This window comes from Kitasatospora sp. NPDC048722, from assembly GCF_040650235.1.
Lineage (GTDB): Bacteria > Actinomycetota > Actinomycetes > Streptomycetales > Streptomycetaceae > Kitasatospora.
In genome coordinates this window covers 140,103-157,635 of the sequence record NZ_JBEZGX010000006.1, presented here as the reverse complement: position 1 = coordinate 157,635, position 17,533 = coordinate 140,103, and the positions used below count along the sequence as shown (strand labels likewise).

At 74.7% G+C, this 17,533-nt stretch carries 15 protein-coding genes; 2 read left to right on the top strand and 13 right to left on the bottom strand.

Features of this window, described 5'->3' with window-relative positions:
- Nucleotides 1-223: 223 nt before the first annotated feature.
- The 3 genes from AB0C76_RS07515 to AB0C76_RS07505 form a co-directional block, all read right to left on the bottom strand.
- Complete coding sequence (locus AB0C76_RS07515) at nucleotides 224-457, bottom strand: helix-turn-helix domain-containing protein (protein ID WP_030059940.1); 234 nt, start codon at nucleotides 455-457, stop codon at nucleotides 224-226.
- A gap of 327 nt (nucleotides 458-784) precedes the next feature.
- The gene (locus tag AB0C76_RS07510) at nucleotides 785-2,383 is read right to left on the bottom strand and encodes an ABC-F family ATP-binding cassette domain-containing protein (protein WP_359961074.1); all 1,599 of its coding nucleotides are present in this window, start codon (nucleotides 2,381-2,383) and stop codon (nucleotides 785-787) included.
- Between the two features lie 228 nt (nucleotides 2,384-2,611).
- Nucleotides 2,612-3,679 (bottom strand): hypothetical protein, encoded by a 1,068-nt coding sequence (locus AB0C76_RS07505; protein WP_359961071.1) that lies wholly within the window; start codon nucleotides 3,677-3,679, stop codon nucleotides 2,612-2,614.
- 375 nt (nucleotides 3,680-4,054) lie between these two features.
- Here AB0C76_RS07505 and AB0C76_RS07500 point away from each other — a divergent pair, with 375 nt between their 5' ends.
- The gene (locus AB0C76_RS07500) at nucleotides 4,055-5,335 is read left to right on the top strand and encodes a glycosyl hydrolase (protein ID WP_359961068.1); all 1,281 of its coding nucleotides are present in this window, start codon (nucleotides 4,055-4,057) and stop codon (nucleotides 5,333-5,335) included.
- Between the two features lie 23 nt (nucleotides 5,336-5,358).
- Here the strand turns inward: AB0C76_RS07500 and AB0C76_RS07495 are convergent, their stop codons facing one another.
- From AB0C76_RS07495 to AB0C76_RS07455, 9 genes are all read right to left on the bottom strand, one after another.
- A complete protein-coding gene (locus tag AB0C76_RS07495; RefSeq protein WP_359961065.1) occupies nucleotides 5,359-6,546 on the bottom strand; it encodes a GNAT family N-acetyltransferase in 1,188 nt (395 codons plus the stop codon).
- Nucleotides 6,543-7,334 (bottom strand): Wzz/FepE/Etk N-terminal domain-containing protein, encoded by a 792-nt coding sequence (locus AB0C76_RS07490; RefSeq protein ID WP_359961062.1) that lies wholly within the window; start codon nucleotides 7,332-7,334, stop codon nucleotides 6,543-6,545. The genes AB0C76_RS07495 and AB0C76_RS07490 overlap by 4 nt, the downstream gene beginning before the upstream one ends.
- 67 nt (nucleotides 7,335-7,401) lie before the next feature.
- The gene (locus tag AB0C76_RS07485) at nucleotides 7,402-8,517 is read right to left on the bottom strand and encodes a glycosyltransferase (RefSeq protein ID WP_359961060.1); all 1,116 of its coding nucleotides are present in this window, start codon (nucleotides 8,515-8,517) and stop codon (nucleotides 7,402-7,404) included.
- Entirely contained in the window at nucleotides 8,514-9,377 is an 864-nt protein-coding gene (locus AB0C76_RS07480; protein ID WP_359961058.1) for a polysaccharide deacetylase family protein, read from the bottom strand. The genes AB0C76_RS07485 and AB0C76_RS07480 overlap by 4 nt, the downstream gene beginning before the upstream one ends.
- Nucleotides 9,367-11,088 (bottom strand): lipid II flippase MurJ, encoded by a 1,722-nt coding sequence (locus tag AB0C76_RS07475; protein ID WP_359961055.1) that lies wholly within the window; start codon nucleotides 11,086-11,088, stop codon nucleotides 9,367-9,369. The genes AB0C76_RS07480 and AB0C76_RS07475 overlap by 11 nt, the downstream gene beginning before the upstream one ends.
- 1 nt (nucleotide 11,089) lies before the next feature.
- A complete protein-coding gene (locus AB0C76_RS07470) occupies nucleotides 11,090-12,397 on the bottom strand; it encodes an O-antigen ligase family protein (RefSeq protein WP_359961052.1) in 1,308 nt (435 codons plus the stop codon).
- 6 nt (nucleotides 12,398-12,403) lie between these two features.
- On the bottom strand, nucleotides 12,404-13,927 hold the full coding sequence (locus AB0C76_RS07465) for an exopolysaccharide biosynthesis polyprenyl glycosylphosphotransferase (RefSeq protein WP_359961049.1): 1,524 nt from the start codon (nucleotides 13,925-13,927) through the stop codon (nucleotides 12,404-12,406).
- Nucleotides 13,928-14,260: 333 nt separating this feature from the next.
- Nucleotides 14,261-15,415: a glycosyltransferase gene (locus tag AB0C76_RS07460; RefSeq protein ID WP_359961046.1), complete on the bottom strand. Its 1,155-nt coding sequence runs from the start codon at nucleotides 15,413-15,415 to the stop codon at nucleotides 14,261-14,263.
- A gap of 151 nt (nucleotides 15,416-15,566) precedes the next feature.
- Entirely contained in the window at nucleotides 15,567-16,007 is a 441-nt protein-coding gene (locus AB0C76_RS07455) for an SRPBCC family protein (protein WP_359961043.1), read from the bottom strand.
- Between the two features lie 112 nt (nucleotides 16,008-16,119).
- On the opposite strand from AB0C76_RS07455, the gene AB0C76_RS07450 reads away from it, so the two are divergent.
- Complete coding sequence (locus AB0C76_RS07450; protein WP_359961207.1) at nucleotides 16,120-17,016, top strand: HipA family kinase; 897 nt, start codon at nucleotides 16,120-16,122, stop codon at nucleotides 17,014-17,016.
- On the opposite strand, the gene AB0C76_RS07445 is transcribed toward AB0C76_RS07450, so the two are convergent.
- Nucleotides 17,013-17,390 carry a hypothetical protein gene (locus AB0C76_RS07445; RefSeq protein WP_359961040.1) on the bottom strand — a complete coding sequence of 126 codons (378 nt, stop codon included), beginning with the start codon at nucleotides 17,388-17,390 and terminating at the stop codon, nucleotides 17,013-17,015. The genes AB0C76_RS07450 and AB0C76_RS07445 overlap by 4 nt on opposite strands.
- Between the last annotated feature and the right edge of the window lie 143 nt (nucleotides 17,391-17,533).

Sequence of the window (17,533 nt, the reverse complement as noted above, 5' to 3'; positions counted from 1 at the left end):
GGCGCGCAGCGGCAGACCCAGCGGCCCGGGAGTATCGGGGAATTCGTCGAAAAGGAAATGCGGGCATGACGATCGGCGGCCGGTCGACTCGATCCAAGGGCGGACGAATCAGCTGGTCGACTCACGATCAGCCCACGATCGTCGGACAATTAGCGACGATCGCCACTCGTCTCCCCGGTCGGCGCCCTGCCGCCGCGTCATCCAGCCATGAGCCGACAGGCCGTCAGGAACCGGCCCCGGCAGTCGCCTTGTTCTTGCCCCGCGTGGCACCGCCGCGGCCCCGGAGGATCACTCCGGATTCGCTCAGCATCCGGTGCACGAAGCCGTACGAGCGACCGGTCTCCTCCGCGAGAGCGCGAATGCTCGCCCCGGAGTCGTACTTCTTCTTGAGATCGGCCGCGAGCTTCTCACGCGCGGCACCGGTCACCCGGCTGCCCTTTTTCAGAGTCTCGGCCACCCGTGCCTCCTCGTAGCGTTGCTCGGTCAGATTCCCATGATCACCCATCCACCGCGTCCTGGCCACCCATTCGACAAGGTCGATGTCGGGAATGCGCCGTCCTTCGGTGGTGATCCGAGCGCATCAGGGCGCTCACGCAGAGTGCACGCCCCCGGGCGATTTGCGCCGGCTGCCGGAAAGTAGCTGATCAGCAGCGTCGGCCCGACCACGATCGAGTGGCGGGCCGACGGAAGCTCCTTAAACGGAATCCGGCACTGCTTCATTCCCGGACACGCCGTAAGGACTAGGTTTTCTGGTCCGAAAAGAGGAGGGGGCGTCTACTTCCGGTCAGGCCAGCGAGACCAGATCGGCGTAGGACGGGTTCCACAGGTCCTCCACGCCGTCCGGCAGCAGGATGATCCGCTCCGGGTCGAGCGCCTCGACCGCGCCCTCGTCGTGGGTGACCAGCACGACCGCGCCGGAGAACTCGCGCAGCGCGCCCAGGATCTCCTCGCGGCTGGCCGGGTCGAGGTTGTTGGTGGGCTCGTCCAGCAGCAGCACGTTGGCGGAGGAGACCACCAGGGTGGCCAGCGCCAGACGGGTCTTCTCGCCGCCGGAGAGCACTCCGGCCGGCTTGTCCACGTCGTCGCCGGAGAACAGGAAGGAGCCGAGGATCTTGCGGATCTGCACCAGGTCGGTGTCCGGCGCGGCCGAGCGCATGTTCTCCAGGACGCTGCGGTCCGGGTCGAGCGTCTCGTGCTCCTGGGCGTAGTAGCCGATCTTCAGGCCGTGGCCCGGGATGACCTCGCCGGTGTCCGGCGCCTCCACCCCGGCGAGCATCCGCAGCAGGGTGGTCTTGCCGGCGCCGTTGAAGCCCAGCACGACGACCCTGGAACCCCGGTCGATCGCCAGGTCGACGTCGGTGAAGATCTCCAGCGAGCCGTAGGACTTGGACAGGCCGCTGGCGGTCAGCGGGGTCTTGCCGCAGGGGGCCGGGTCGGGGAAGCGCAGCTTGGCGACCTTGTCGTTCACCCGGACCTGCTCCAGGCCGGAGAGCAGCTTGTCGGCGCGGCGGGCCATGTTCTGCGCGGCCACCGTCTTGGTCGCCTTGGCGCGCATCTTGTCGGCCTGCGCGTTCAGCGTCGCGGCCTTCTTCTCGGCGTTGGCGCGCTCGCGCTTGCGGCGCTTCTCGTCGTCCTCGCGCTGCTGCTGGTACTGCTTCCAGCCCATGTTGTAGACGTCGACGCAGGAGCGGTTGGCGTCCAGGTAGAAGACCTTGTTGACGACCGTCTCGACCAGGTCGACGTCGTGCGAGATGACGATGAAGCCGCCCTTGTACGTCTTCAGGAAGTCCCGCAGCCAGACGATGGAATCCGCGTCCAGGTGGTTGGTGGGCTCGTCGAGGAGCAGCACGTCGGAGTCGGAGAAGAGGATCCGGGCGAGCTCGACGCGGCGGCGCTGACCACCGGAGAGGGTGTGCAGCGGCTGGCCGAGGATGCGGTCCGGCAGGCCCAGCGCGGCGGCGATCGTGGCGGCCTCGGCCTCGGCGGCGTACCCGCCCTTGGTGAGGAACTCGGTCTCCAGCCGGGCGTACTTCTTCATCGCGTTGTCCCGGGTGGCGCCCGTGCCGTTGGCCATCCGGTCCTCGTTCTCGCGCATCTTCTTGAGCACGGTGTCGAGGCCGCGTGCGGAGAGGATGCGGTCCTTGGCGAGGACGTCGAGGTCGCCGGTGCGCGGGTCCTGCGGGAGGTAGCCGACCTCCCCGGAGCGGGTCACCGTGCCGGCGGCGGGCATGCCCTCGCCGGCCAGCACCTTGGTGAGCGTGGTCTTGCCGGCGCCGTTGCGCCCGACCAGACCGATCCGGTCGCCGGCGGCGACCTTGAAGCTCGCGGACTCGATCAGAATGCGGGCGCCTGCGCGCAGCTCAAGGGCGTTCGCGGAAATCATGGCCGGGTACTACTCCTGGGACGTGGGCGGGCAGCCTGGGCGGTGCACAGGGCCGGGCGGCGGGAGGGGGGCTCGTCGGCGGTCGGCACGGCGCACGGGGCGCCGCCGCTCGCCCGCTAGTGCCCGGAGAGAACAGCCATGACGGCAAGTCTACCGGGCCGCGCGGGAGCCCCCCGGGGGGATCACCGCCCCGGGGTACCGGCGGCCCGCGGCGGGCCGGCCCGGGCGCTACGACTGCGGCGTCGCGGAGGCCTGGTCGGTGGCGGCGGCGGTCGGCTGGTCGGTGGCCGCGGGCGTCGCCGGGTCGGTGGCCGCCGGCGTCGGCTGACCGGCCGCCGGGTCGGGCGACTGGGCGGGCGGCACGTCCGCCGTCGGCGTGGCCGACGGGTCGGTGCAGGCGTTCTGCGGACGCACGGCGGCGAACGGCGCGGCCGGGCTCTCGCACGGGACGACGGGCGCCGCGGCCCTGGTGTCGAACACCTTGGCCGGGACGATCGGGCCGTCCGTGATCTGCACCCGGGTGCGGTCCAGCACCTTGACCTGCGCGGCCGGGCCGGCACTGAGCTCCCACCCGGTGCTGTCCAGCCGGTAGCCGGTGATGCCGCCGGAGACGGGCTGCCCGCTGCTTCCGAGGCAGCTGCGCGGGACGAGCACCGCGTAGTCGGTGTCGACCGTGCGCAGCGGGTCGTAGAGGCAGTTGCCCGGGGGCTTGCCGTTGTAACGCAGGTCGCCGTCGGCGTCGCGCAGGCCCATGGTCAGGTTCGGGGTGACGATCGCCACCCACGGGGACGCCTTCTGGACGGTGTGCAGCGCCGCCGCCGCCCGCTCCTGGGCGACCTGCTTGCGCTGCTCGTCGGTCCGCTTGTCGGCGCCGGGCTCGCCGTCCCCGCGCAGCCAGTCGGCCAGGCCGGGCACGGCGCGGTGCCAGCGCACCTCGTGGTCGCCCGGGCGCACCGAGGTGATCAGGCCGTCGTCCCAGACCACGATGGCGTTGTCGCCGGCCATCGCCAGGTACAGCGCGTTGGCGCCCTCGCGGTGGTAGGACCATGCCTGCTCGCCGGTCCCGCGGTGAACCGCCTCCAGGCCCGGACCGACGACCTTCAGCTCCAGGTCGGCCGCGCTCAGGGACTGCGAGTTCACCGGCGTGGCCTCCGCGTCGCCCGGTCCCGCCACCCGGTCGCCGAACGGCACCGGCTTGTTGGCGTGCGCCGCCGCTCCGGCCGCAAGGACCAGCATCACCGCGACGGCGGGCAGGATCGAGCGAGGGGTCAGTACACGCAGCGGCTTCCAGGACACGTTGCGGAGGGTACCTTTCGGCGGGCACGCGAGTCAGCCGGGAATCGTCCGGGTCCCGCAGTGCGGACCCCGCGCCGGAGCGCGCACGGCCGCCGCGCGCACCCCGCCGCCGACCTGCGCCGTCGGTGCCGACCGGGTCCGGCGCCCCTCCGCGCGGTCCGGCGGGGGCGGGCTCCGGGGCCGGTCCGGACTGTTACAGAGGTGATACACGACGGGCACCCGGGGTGCCGTTGCGGCAGACGGCGTTCGAATATCGCCCACTTTAGGGTGACATTCGGCTTTTCCGACGCCCGACGGGCCTACTGTCGGCGAGCGGGGCGCCACGGTCCGTCCGCGCTCCCCCACCCGCCCCACCCGTGACGCCCGGGAGAGACCATGCGCATCGGCCGCCTGACGCTGGCCGCCGCCGCCCTGCTGCTGCTGGCCACCGCCGGCGTGCCGGCCGGGACGCCGCTCAGCCGGGGCGAACGGCACGCCCTCTCGTCCGACGCCTTCGAACCGCGCGGCGCCGCGCCCCGCCCGGCCGTCCAGCGGGCCCGGCACGAACCGCCCTTCGGCGCGTTCGTCGGCTCATGGGACAACTACATCCCGCAGATCGGCCGGTACGCGCAGTGGCTCGGCAACGCCAACCTCCAGGTCGGCCACACCTACCTGGCGGGAAACAGCTGGGCGGACGTCGAGGGCGAGCCGGTGGTGCTCGGCATGTGGTCGCAGTGGCGGCTCGCCGACCCGTCCCGGGTGCTCGTGCTCGGAGTGCCGATGCTGGTGCCCGACGAGGCGAACGTGCCGGACGGCCAGGTGGCCAAGCTCCTCGGCCAGGGCGCGCACGGCGACTTCGACCGGCACTTCCTCAAGCTCGCCCACCGGCTGGTCGCCCTCGGCGGCGCGGACACCGTGCTGACCCCCGGCTGGGAGATGAACGGCGTCACCTACACGCACCGCTGCAAGCCCGACCCGACCGCGTGGAAGGCGTACTGGCGGCGGATCGTCACGGTCATGCGCTCGGTGCCCGGCCAGCACTTCCGCTTCGACTTCGCGCCCAACCGCGGGCTGGACGCGATCCCGTGGACCAGGTGCTACCCCGGCGACGACGTCGTCGACATCATCGGCATGGACAGCTACGACCAGCCGGCCGGGGCCACCTTCGACGACTACGTGCGCGAGCCGTACGGGCTCCAGGACCAGGTGGAGTTCGCCGCCAAGCGCGGCAAGCAGGTCTCGTACCCGGAGTGGGGCCTGTTCCGCAACGGCGACAACCCGGACTTCGTGCAGCGCATGGTCGAGTGGATGCGCACCCACGACACCGCCTACCAGACCGTCACGGACTACTGCCCCCACGGCTTCTTCGGGTGTGACCGCAACCCGCGCTCCGGCGCGCGGTTCAAGCAGCTGATGGCGGGATCGAAGGGGGCGCCGGCGGTCGTCCCGACGGCGCCCCCGGTCCCCACCGCGTCGGCCGTGCCCGTCCTGCCCTCCGGGCCCGCCGCGCCGACCCCGCCGGGCACCCCGGCCGGCCAGAGCCCGTCGGCCGGAGCGTCACCCACCGGTTCGCCGTCCCCGTCACCCACCGGTTCGCCGTCCCCGTCACCCACCGGTTCCCCGTCCCCGTCACCCTCCGCCTCCCCCTCACCGAGCGGGAGTCCGGCCCGGCGGTAGGAAGCGCCCCGGCGCCGCGGAGCTCAGAGGCGGTGGCGGGCCAGCAGCGCCTCCTTGAGGCGCGGGAAGCGGGTCCGCAGGACGTGCGCCACCGCCTGCCGGGCCCGGATCGCACCGGCCCTGGCGGTCGCCGCCGGAGCCGCTCCCTTCGGGCCGAACAGCAGCCGCTGGTTGGGCAGCTGGTCCGGCCGCCAGCGCTGCTTGTACGGCTCCTGGCCGCGCAGCAGGCTCAGCACCGGGATCCCGGCGCCGACCGTCTCGTCCAGCGCCGCGGCGAACAGCAGCCCGGCGATGTCGAGCCTCTCGCGCAGCTGCGGGTGCGCGCCGTACAGGTACAAGCCGCCGAAGGACGGGCAGAGCAGCAGCAGGTTCACCGCCACCAGCTCGCCGTCCAGCCGGAACTGGTGCACGACGGCCCGGCCGGAGGCGACCATCCCGGTCGTGGACTCGACCAGGTGCCGGGCGAAGCGCTCGGTGCGGTGCTCCGGCGTCACGCCGCGCTCCTGCCACTGGAGGAAGTGCAGCCGCAGCAGGGCCTCCAGTGCCGCCGGCACCTCCGCCACCGGCGTCGAGCCGACCTCCACGCCCGCCTCGGCGATCTTGCGCAGCTTCACCCGGCTGCGCTGGGCGGTCTTGCCGGGCACCCGCTTGAGCAGCTGCTCCATCGACACGGCCGGCAGGTACTGGCACAGCGAGTCGGCGAACCGGCGGCGCCGGCCGCGCCAGTGCTCGAACACCTTCTGCACGGCCGCCTCGGGGTGGACCTCGCGCAGCTCCAGCGTGTGCCACGGCCGGGTGAGCGGGAGCACGGCGGCGAACTCGGCCGCGGCCCGGTCGGCGCAGTCGTCGTCGAGCAGGACGTCGGTGAAGTCGACGAGTCCGTCGCCGAGGGCGGTCAGCCCGCCGAGCGGGCCGCCGCGCCGCCGGAAGGCGCCCGCGCCGACCAGCTGGCCGTCCCGGCGGACGGTCACCACCAGCAGGCCGCCCGGGGTGCCGTAGTGGCGCCACCACGAGCGCTGCCAGCCGGCGGCCTGGAAGAAGGTGGTGGTCCGGCAGCGGGCGGCCAGGCCCTCCCACTCCTCGGCGAGGGTGTCGAGGGCGTCGTCCTCGCGGCGCAGCTCGGCCGTCCAGACCGGGCCCGGCGCCGGGTCGGGTCCGGACGGCGAGGTGGCCTGGGCGGGCAGGCCGGCGGCCCGGGCCTCGGACCTCATCGCGCACTCCCGGTCGCGGCCTTCTCCTTGGCCGGGGGCTCCCCCACGGCCCCGGCGGCGCCGGCGGGCTGGTCGGCCGTCTTCCCGGCCCGGACCGGCTTCTCGGCCGGCTTCCCGGCGGCCTTGCCCGCGGGCCCGGCGGCCGTGAGGGCGGAGGCCTCCTCGGTCCGCGGGCGCGGGGTGCTCGGAGCGGTCGCCTCCGGGGCCCCGGGGTCGGCGGGCGCCTCGCCGTCGGCGCGGCGGCGGGTCATCATCACGAGCGCGCCCAGCAGCAGTCCGGCCGCGCCGCCGACCGCGACGTCCAGGCTGCCGGACGGCGTGGTCGGCTTGTCCGGCGCGGCGGCCGGCGCCAGCGTGACCAGCCGGACGCCGGTGTCCCTGCTGCTCGTGTTGGCGAAGGAGACCAGCGACCGGGCCACCGCGTCGGCGGTCCGGGCGGCCTCCTGGGCCCGGGTGCCGGTTCCGGTGATCTCGATCATCGGGGCGTCCGGCGAGGTCGTCCCGTGCACCAGGTTCCCCAGTTCGTTGAGGGTGTGCCCGGTCTCGGCGGCGGCGGCCGCGAGCACCTGCGGCTGGCCGGCCAGCCGCCCGTACGCCTGGGCGAAGTTGGTCGCGGTGGCGGCCTCGCCCGCGTTCTGCGGCACCACGAGCACGTAGGCGCTGGCGGAGTACGAGGGGTGCGAGACGACGGCGTACCCGGCGCCGGCCGCGGCGCCCAGCGGCACCGCGAGCGCCACCGGCCACCAGCGGCGGACCAGGCGGCGGGCGCTTCGGCGCGGTGTGGTCATGGGTGTGACTCCTTGGATATGCGGGCCGCACGGACGGCGGCCCTTCGGGGATCGGACCGGTGGGCGGTCAAGCGCGCGCCAGGCGGTCGTAGAGGGCGCCCAGGTCGGCGGCGACGCGGACGATGTCGTAGTGGCCGACCGCCGGGGGGTGCGGCAGCGGACCGGCGGTGCGGTCGGTCAGGTGCCGAAGCTCGCGCAGCGCGGTCGCGTACGCGGCGGGCTCGGACGGGATGCGGCGGGCCTGCGGGGCGGCGCTGGGCGGCAGTTCGTCGAGCGCGGGGCAGGCACTGTGCCGCACCGGCAGGCCGGCCGCGAGCCCCTCCAGGACGCCGAGGCCGAAGGTCTCCTCGGTCGAGGGGGCGGCGAGCACGTCCAGCGCGGTCAGCAGCTCCGGCACGTCATCGCGTTCACCGGTGAGCACCAGTCTTTCCCGGACGCCCAGTTCGGCGGCCCGCCGATCCAGGGCGGCGCGCTCCGGGCCCTCGCCGATCAGCACCAGCCGGGCGTCCGGGTCGAGTGCGGCGAGCGCCTCCAGCAGGACGCCGAAGCGCTTGCCCGGCACCAGGCGACCGATCCCGCCGATCACCCAGCTCCCCTCCGGCAGGCCGAGTTCGGCGCGCAGCCGGTGCCGGGCGGTGGCCCGCTCGCCGTCCGGCCGGCGGAAGCGCGCGGCGTCGATGCCGTTCGGGATCAGTTCGACCCGGGTCGGCGGGACGCCCCATGCGTGCAGCGTCTGGGCGACCTGGCGGGAGACCGCGACGGTGGTGGTCCCGAGCCGCTCGGCGGCCAGGTAGAGGCCCTTGACGCTCCGCGTGACCGGGCGGCCCTCGATCACCCCGGCGTGCAGCGAGTGCTCGGTGGACACCACCGCACGGACCCCGGCCAGGCGCGCCGCGAGCCGGCCGTACAGCTGTGCCCGGTAGAGGTGGGTGTGCACGAGGTCGTAGCGGCCGGTGCGCACCAGCCGGACCAGCCGGGGCAGCGCGCCGAGGTCGCGGTTGCCGCGCATGTCCAGGTGGTGGACGGTGAAGCCGTCGGCGCGCAGGGCGGCGGCGACCGTGCCGGGGTTGGTGAGGGCGAGCACCTCGCACTGCTGGTGCGGCGGCAGGTGCCGTAGCAGCAGCTGGAGTTGGCGCTCGGCACCACCGGACGCGAGGCCGGTGACGATGTGCAGGACCCTCACCGCGCCGCCCTCCGGCGGGCCAGCCGGGCGCGGCGCAGCTCGGTGACGGTGTCGCGCAGCCGGTGCCGGCCGCGCTTGGCGCGCAGCCGCCAGGCGCCGTCGCGGTCGCCGACGTAGCAGCGGGGCAGCGCGAAGCGGCCGGTGAGCGGGGAGTGGGCGATCGCGACGGCGTAGTCGTAGCCGGCGTCCCGGACGGCCAGGGTGGCGGGCAGGTCGACGTCGCCGTACGGGTAGCAGAAGCCGGTGACCGGACCGCCGACGACCTCCTCCAGGAGCCTGCGGCTCTCCCGGGTCTGGTTCGCGAGGACGTCGGCGGGCAGGCCGGGCAGCGACTGGTGTCCGAGGCCGTGCGAGCCGATCTCCCAGCCGGCGGCGGCGAGTTCGGTGACCTCCTGGACGGTGAGGAGCTCCTTGCGCGGGCCCTCGGCGTCCCAGTCGTTGGCCCGGCCGAGCAGGTCGGCCACGACGTAGGCGGTGGCGGTGAAGCCGTACGCCTGCAGAATCGGTACGGCGTACCGGGCGAAGTCCGCGTAGCCGTCGTCGAAGGTGAGTCCGACGAGTTTGTCGTCCCGCCCGGCGGCGCGGGCCCGCATCAGCTCGCGGACCGAGACGCCGCGCCGGCCGCGCCGGTGCAGCCAGGCGATCTGTTCGGCGAAGCGCTCGGGGCTGACGGTGAGCCGGTAGGGGTCCTCCTCCTCGACCGCCACCGAGTGGTACATCAGGATCCACGGCGAGGTGGGGCCGGGGCCGGGCGGTTCGCCGGTCGGGCGGCGGCTGCGGGGCAGTCGCGCCCGGTGCGGTAGGGCGTCGGTGACGCCCGCCTGGGCGGCCGACCGGACGGTTCCCCGTTCAGTGTCCATGGGGAAGCTTCCCTTCATCGGCGACGGTTGGCGGGTTCAGGACCCGGACGGCGGCGAGGACCGGGCCCCGGACCTCCCTGGCACCGAGGCCGGTGCCGAGGGCGGCGAAGGCCAGCGCCACGGCCAGCCCCCCGGACACGGTCGAGAGCAGGGGGTCGGCGGTGAGGCCGGCCGCGCCGGTGCCGAACGCGGTGGCGCCGCCGGCGGCGGCCAGCAGCCGGCCGTGGCCACCGAGCACCCGGCGCAGCCGCAGCGGGATGCCGCGCAGGACGAGGCCGCGCAGCAGCAGGGCCGCGGTGGTGGTGATGCCGGCCGCGTTCCCGGCGGCGAGGCCGAGCGCGCCGTAGCCGGGTGTGGCGAGCAGGCCGACGGCCACGGTGACGGCGAGGCCGAGCAGCATCGCGGCGACCGGGTACCAGTCGAGCAGGCGCCGGCCCCCGTCGTCGGTGCCCGGCTCGTCGGCCCGGCGCACGACGGGGCGCAGCGAGAAGTACGGGCGGATCATCACGCCGATCAGCGCCTGGGCGGGCAGCCCGAAGCTGTAGACCCGGATGACGGCTGCGGTGGCGGCGGTGTCCTGCGGGCCGAAGGCACCGCGCTGGAAGAGCAGCGAGACGACCGAGGGCGCGCAGGCCATCAGGAACGCGGTGCCGAGCAGGACGACGGCGGCGGCCTGCCCGAGGTCCTTTTCCACCCGGTCGCGCGCGGCGGCGAGGTCGCCGGCCGCGAGCGCGCGGGCGACCAGCGGGAAGGTGACGGTGCAGATCAGGATGCCCGCCGTCATGGCGAGTTGGGAGACCTTGGCGGCGTAGTTGAGGTGCGAGATGGTGCCGGGCGGAAGTGCGGAGCCGAGGTAGCGCTCGACGAACACCTGGGACTGGCGGGTCAGGGTGAAGGCCGCGACCGGCAGCAGGGCGAACGGCATCAGGACCAGGGCGTGGCGCGAGCGGCGGGAGCGGGCGGCCCGGCCCGCCCGCAGCCGGCGGGCGAACGGGGCGACGAGCAGGGCGGCCATCAGGACGCTGCCGACCGCGACGCCGACGGCGGCCGAGCGGACGCCGAGGAAGGCCTGGCAGCTCAGCATCACGGCCAGGATGCCGACGTTGTAGGCGACGTAGATGCCGGCCGGCGCGGTGAAGCAGTGGTGGGCGCGCAGTGCGGCGGCGAGGTAGCCGGCCACGCCGAACGGCAGCACGGTGATCGCGGTGATCCGGGTGCAGGAGACGGCGAGGGCGGGGTCGCCGAGGCCGGGGGCGAGCAGTTCGACGAGCTGGGGCGCGCCGATCGCGGTGCCGAGGGCGAGGGCGCTGAGGGCGAGCAGCAGCCACGGCAGGGTGGCGCGGACGAGCTGGCGGACCGGGTCCGGGCCGTCCGGGCGCTCCTCGCGCAGCACCAGGGCGAGGGCGAACGCGGGCACCATGAGGAAGGACATGGCGTCCTCGATCAGCAGTGGCGCGGCCGTCTCGGGCACCGTCCAGGAGACCAGGAAGGCGTCGGTGCCCTGGTTGGCGCCGAAGTAGCGGGCCAGCAGGAGGTCGCGCAGGAGCCCGAGGGCGGACCCGGCGGCGCTGAGGACGGCGGTGATGCCGAAGGCCTTGGCGAGGAAGCCGCGCCGGGGGGCCGGGTCGGGGCCGCCGGGCGCGGCCTCGGCGGGCGGGGCGTGGCGGGGCCCGGGCAGCGTCGGGGTGAGCGCGGGCCGGTCTGTCGTCATGTCAGGCCTCCGGGGTCGCGGCGCGGGCCGCGAGGCCGAGCACGACGGAGGTCAGCACGGTGGTGGTGCCGCCGATGTCGGCGTAGAGGAAGTCGACGAGCACCCAGGTCAGCAGCGCCAGGGCGGCGAGGCCGGGGCCGCGGGAGCGGCGCAGGCAGCCGAGCAGCAGGCCGAGGAAGAGCGCGGAGTAGGCGACGATGCCGATCAGTCCCTGTTCGCTGAGCACCAGGAAGTACATGTTGTGCGGGGAGAGCAGCGGCTCGCGCTGGAAGCCGATGGTGGGGTCGGCCGCGTCGCTTCCGGAGGACAGCCGCAGCGGGGCGTGGCTGTCGCGCAGCTGCTGGAAGGCCTTGGGGCCGGCGCCGTGGACGGGGTGGTCCTGCCAGATCCGGGTGGCGGTCGACCACAGGTCGTAGCGGTCGGAGACGGACTGGTCGGGGGCGGCCTCGACGGAGCCGATCGAGCTGAGCCGCTCGGTGACCCCGGAGGCGCCGAGGCCGAGTCCGCCGACGAGGACGACGGCGGCGGCCGCGCCGAGCACGACGCCGCGCACGAGCAGCCGGGCGTCGGCGCGCAGCAGCAGGACGGTGACGGCGACACCGGTGGCGATCCAGCTGCCACGGCTGAAGGAGACGGCGAGCGGGAACGCGAGGAAGGCCGCGGAGGCGTACATCGCGCGCCGCAGCCGGGCGCTGCCGCCGGGTCCGCGTTCGGCGAGGGCGAGGGCCAGGGCGGCCAGCAGGCCGTAGCTGACGACGGTGGACATCGCCATGATGTCGAGCGCGCCGAACGTGCCGACGGCGCGGATCGGCTGGCCGGTGTACGAGGCGCCGGTGCGGGTCAGGTACTGGTCGGCGCCGACGGCGCCCTCGATGAGCGCGGCGGCCACGAAGGAGCCGAGGACGAGCCGCTGGTCGGTGCGGTCGCGCAGCGAGCAGAGCACCGCGGCCGGGACCAGGACGAAGACCTGGACGAGCCGGACGAAGCCGGTGACGCTGCCGGCCGGGTCGATCGAGCCGACGGTGGCCACGGCGGCGGCGAGCACGACCGCGGCGAACTGCGCACAGGTGGCGCGGGCGACGGCGGGCAGCCGCCCGCGCAGCAGGTGGTAGGCGGTGAGGGCGACCAGCGCCAGCGAGGCGAGGTCGGCGGCGGTGATGTGGACGGCGGCGGTGACGTCCTTCTCGCCGGTGGGCACGCACACCAGGAGCACGGTCGCCGCGGCGAGCAGGCTCGGCCGGTCGGCGAGCGCGGGCAGCGCCTTCCGTAAGGCCGGCGGCCGGGCCGCGGCGGGGAGGGTGAGGGCCACGAAAGGTCAGCTCCCGTCCGGGTGGAGCATCAGGGCCGCGGTGCGGCACAGGATCTTGACGTCCTGCCAGAGGCTCCAGCTCTCGATGTAGCGGTTGTCGAAACGGGCCCGGTCCTCGATCGAGGTGTCCCCGCGCAGGCCGTTGACCTGGGCGAGGCCGGTGAGGCCGACCGGGACGCGGTGGCGGTCCGCGTACTCGGGATAGGCCTGGCTGAACCGCATGACGAAGTAGGGGCGTTCGGGGCGCGGTCCGACGAGGCTCATGTCGCCGCGCAGGACGTTCCACAGCTGCGGCAGCTCGTCCAGCGAGCTCTTGCGCAGCAGCTTGCCGACGGCGCCCATCCGGTGGTCCTGGGAGATGTTCCAGCGGGTGGCCGACTCGTGCTCGTTGCTGGGGCGCAGGGTGCGGAACTTGAGGACGGTGAAGACCCGGCCGTCCAGCCCGGTGCGCTGCTGGCGGAAGAGCACGCCGGGGCCGGTGTCGAAGCGGACGGCGAGCGCGCACAGCACGAGGACCGGGGCGAGCAGCAGCAGGCCCAGGCCGGCGGCGGTGACGTCCAGGGCGCGCTTGGCGGCCCAGCCGGGGCGGCGCATCGCGGGGCGCCCGACCTGGAGGCAGGGGAAGCCCCAGAGGTGGTCGCCGGCGGCCAGCGGCGCGGTGGGCAGCGAGCCGTACTCGCGCAGGGCGGGCACCAGCCAGACCTGGCAGCCGAGCCGGACGGCGTCGCGCAGGGTGGCGGCGGTCTCGGCCTCGTCGGCGGCGCCGGCGGTGGCGACGACGTGCTGGACGCGGTGGCGGCGGACCTCGCGCTCCAGGACCTCGCGGCCGCCGAGGACGGGCAGGTCGGTGTCGCCGGCCAGCAGCGGCGGGTCCGCGTCGAGGAAGCCGACCGGGCGCATCCCGTACTCGCCGCGCGCGTTGAGGGCGGCGGCGACCCGGTGGCCGAGCCGGCCGGCGCCGAGCACCAGGACGGGGCTGGGACGGCTGCGGCGGATCCGGCGGACGAGGTGGTAGAGGACGGCGCGGCCGACGACGGCGATCAGCAGCTGGGCGCCGAGCAGGGCGGTGAGCCGGGCCGGGGTGGCCGGGCCGCAGTCGGGCCAGCGGCCGTCCAGGCAGCCGGTGAGGGTGACGGCGAAGGCGGTGGCGACCGCGGCGCGCACGGCCAGCGCGGGCAGTTCGTCCAGGACGGACAGGGTGAGCCGGGTGCGGTAGAGGCCGCCGGCCAGGTTGAGGACGAGCAGGAGGGGCAGGACGGCGGCGACGCCGAGCAGCGGGGCGACCCGTACCGCGGAGTCGAGGAACCGGTTGGCGATGCCGGCGGCGGCGCACAGCGCGATCGCGTCGACCTGGACCAGCGCGAGCGGCAGGGCGAGCCGGGAGCGGACCGCCCTGCGGTGCCGGTGCCCCGGCGCCACCGCGCGGGCCCGCGCGGCACCTGCCGGCCGGTCGAGCAACCCGGTGCCGGGCCGCCGCGGGCCGGACAGGGGCCGGCCGGATCGCGGCACACTGTCGTGGTCAATGGTCATCAGCGCACGAACTCCCCTGCTGTGTGCCCGGGGTGACGGAGCCACGGCGCCGATCGGCGCGGGGCGGCCGCCCGGGCCCGGTGGGCGCGGTCCTGACAGCACCTGCTGCCGCCGGCGGCTCTCGATTCTCTCGCGAATTCCCGGGGCAAAATCGAAACGAAGCAGGCAAAATCCGACAATACCGAACCAGGACTTGCAGGCCGGAAGATGACTTGCCATTTCATTCCAGCCGCCCATTAATAGGTATTTCTGATTTGACGCCTCGTCCTTATCCGGTTGAGGGTGCGAATACGGCAGCGCCTGAGCAGCGGGCATTCACGGCATGTGAAACGATCAGATCCGCTCTGGGACACGGGTGCGGCGGCGTCCGGCCCCCGGACCGGCACCCAGCAGGTGGCGGTACAGGGCGTCCACCTGTTCGACCACCGTGCGGACGTCATGACGGGCGACCACGTGGTCGCGCAGCCCGGCGCCGCGGCGCTCGCACTCGATCGGATCGGACAGTGCTTCGGCCATTCGGGTGGCCAGCGCCACCGCGTCCTCCGGAGGGACGACGGCCTGCCCGTGCGCGGCGGACGGCAGGCACTCGCGGGCCCCCGGCACGTCGGTCAGCAGCACCGGACGGCCCGCGGCCATCGCCTCCAGCGGGGCCAGCGCCATCCCCTCCCAGCGCGAGGGCAGCACCACGAGGTCGGCCGCCGCGAGCCACGGCCGCGGATCCGGCACGTCCCCCACCATCCGCACCCGGGACGGCTCGGCCGACGCCCGCACCGCCTCCGCGAGGGCCTGCTCGTCCGGCCCGCCGCCGACCAGTGCCAGCCGCGCCTGCGGCACCCGGCGGATCACCTCGGGCCAGGCCGCCAGCAGCACGTCCTGCCCCTTCTGCCGGCACAGCCGCCCCACGCAGACGGCCAGCGGGGCGTCCAGGTCCAGGCCGAGCGCGATCCGGGCGGCCCGGCGGTCGGCGGGCGCGTAGTGGCGGACGTCCACTCCGTTGGGCACCACCGCCCAGTCGGCGTGCAACCCCGCGGCGACGCCGTCGGCCCGCTCCTGGACGCTGACGCACAGCAGTCGGTGCGCCCAGCGGGTCGCGAAGCGCTCCCAGCGCAGGGTGGCGGCGGCCAGCGTGCCGTCCACGGCGGCGAAGGACCAGGCGTGCGGCTGGAAGACGGTCGGCACCGCGCCGCGCACGGCCAGCCGACCGGCCAGCCCGGCCTTGGCGCTGTGCAGGTGGACCACGTCGGGCGCGGCGGCCCGGACGATCCGGCGCAGCCGCCAGGCCTCCCTGGCCGTCGCCGGCCCGGGCGAGCGCTCGGCGGGCCAGTCCTGGACCAGCGCGCCCACGGCGGCGGCCTCCTCGGCCAGCCGACCGCCGCGCGGACAGGCCACCAGCACCCGGTGGCCGGCCTCGCGCTGGCCACGGACCAGATCGACGACGACGCGGGCCACCCCGCCGTCCACCGGCTGCGAAATGTGAAGGATCGTCATATGCACGGCGGCGAGCCTAGGGTGGCTCCCCCGTGCCGGGCGGCCCCCGTCACCCGCAGGTGGCGGTCCGTCCACCCGTACGGCTCGCGGCTCGTACGGGTGGACGGACCGCTCGAAACCCCGGTCGATTCCCCGGGTCCCCGGGGGTGGTTCAGCGCACCTCGGCGGCCAGGTTCGCGAGCACCTCGTCGTGGATGCGGTTCAGGCCCTTCGGGGCGAAGGTGCGCTCGAAGAAACCGCCGATGCCGCCGGCACCCTGCCAGGTGGCCGAGACCGTCACCTTCGACCGGCCCTCGCCCGCCGCCGAGACGGTCCAGGTGATCACCATGCTGGAGTTGGCGTCCTTCTCCACCAGTTGGTCCGGCTTCGGGGCCGAGACCGTGAACAGGCAGTCCCGCACGCGCTTCTCGGTGGCCTGGAGCTTCCAGTGCACCTGGGTGCCGGCCCCGGTGCCGCCGGCCCGGACCTCGTACTCGCTGTACTGCGCGGGCAGCAGCTTCGGGCGGGTCACCTGGTAGTCGGCCAGCGCCTCGTACACCCGCTCCGGGGCGGCGTCGTAGACCCGCTCGGTGGTGGCCAGCACCTGTCCCATGACCTGTACTCCTCGTGTGGTGGTTCCGATCTCAGCGGCAAGCCAACCACAGGGCTGCGGAACGGGCCTTCCGGGGCTCGCGGCCGGGCGCGGAGGCCGTAGGGTGGCGGATGTGCTCGAACTGGTGACAGCAGTGCGCTACGTGGACCCGCTGCGGGCCGGCGGCTCCGTGCCCGGCGTCGTGGAGACCGACGACCTCGGCACCTACGTCGTCAAGTTCACCGGCGCCGCGCAGGGGCGCAAGGCGCTGGTCGCCGAGGTGATCGTCGGCGAGCTCGCCCGGCGGCTCGGCCTGCGCGTGCCGGAGCTGCGGCTGGTGGACTTCGACCCGGCGGTCGCCGCGGACGAACCGGACACCGAGATCCAGGACATGCTCAGGGCCAGCGCCGGACTCAACCTCGGGATGGACCTGCTGCCCGGTGCGCGCGACTACCGGCCCGGACTGGTCTGCGTCGGCTCCGCCGAGGCCGGCCGGGTGGTCTGGCTGGACGCCCTCACCGGCAACGTCGACCGCACCGTGCACAACCCCAACCTCGTGGTCTGGCACGGGCGGCTCTGGCTCATCGACAACGGCGCCGCGCTGATCTTCCACCACCGCTGGTCCACCGCGGAGGCGGCCGTCGGCAAGCGCTACGACCTCAGCGCGCACGCGCTCGGCGGCTGCGCCCCGGACGTCCGGCTGGCCGACGAGGACCTGGGGCCGCTGGTGACCGTCGGGCTGCTGGAGGAGGTACTGGCGCTCGTCCCGGACGAATGGCTGGCCGACGAACCCGGGTTCGACTCGGTGGACGCGGTACGGCACGCGTACGTCACGCACCTGGCCGCCCGCGCGGTGCTGTCCGCCGAGTGGCTGCCGGAGGGCTTCGCCACGCCCGAGCAGCTGCGCGAGGCCGAGCGGCGGCGGGCCGCCCGGACGAGGGCCGGCCGCCCGGCCTGGCTCCAGGAGGTGCCGGACCTGCACGGCAAGCCGTCGGTCGAGACGGTGTGGGAGCACCACTTCGAGAGCTAACCGACGGCGGGGTGGATCCAGCCGAGGTACTCGATCGTGGTGCCGGCCAGCAGGCCGGCCATGAGCAGGGCGAAGACCGCGGCGCCGTTCCTCCGGCGGACCTGCGCGGGCACCAGGGCCGCGCCGAGGCCCGCCACGAGCAGGCCGGTGAGCGGGCCGGCGGCGAGCATCGCGATCAGCCCCGCCACCGCGCCGACGGAGGCGCCGGCCGCGAGCCCCATCACGCCGCACATCAGGCCGACGACCACGAACTGCGCCAGCATCGTGCCCGCGGCGAGGAGTTCGGCAGCGCCCAGGACGAACCAGGGCCAGCCGCGCCCGCCGCCGACCGGCCGGGCCGGGACCGCCTGCCAGCCGCTGTCGGTGTGTGCCATGCCGCTCAACTCCCCTGACGGTTCCGTTCGGTACGGATCCATCCTGGCGAGCCGGCTGCGGGCGGGCCTGAGTACGGGTACTCAAAAACGACCGGGGAGCGGGACCCAGTGGGCCCGCTCCCCGGTGATCAGGTGATCAGGTG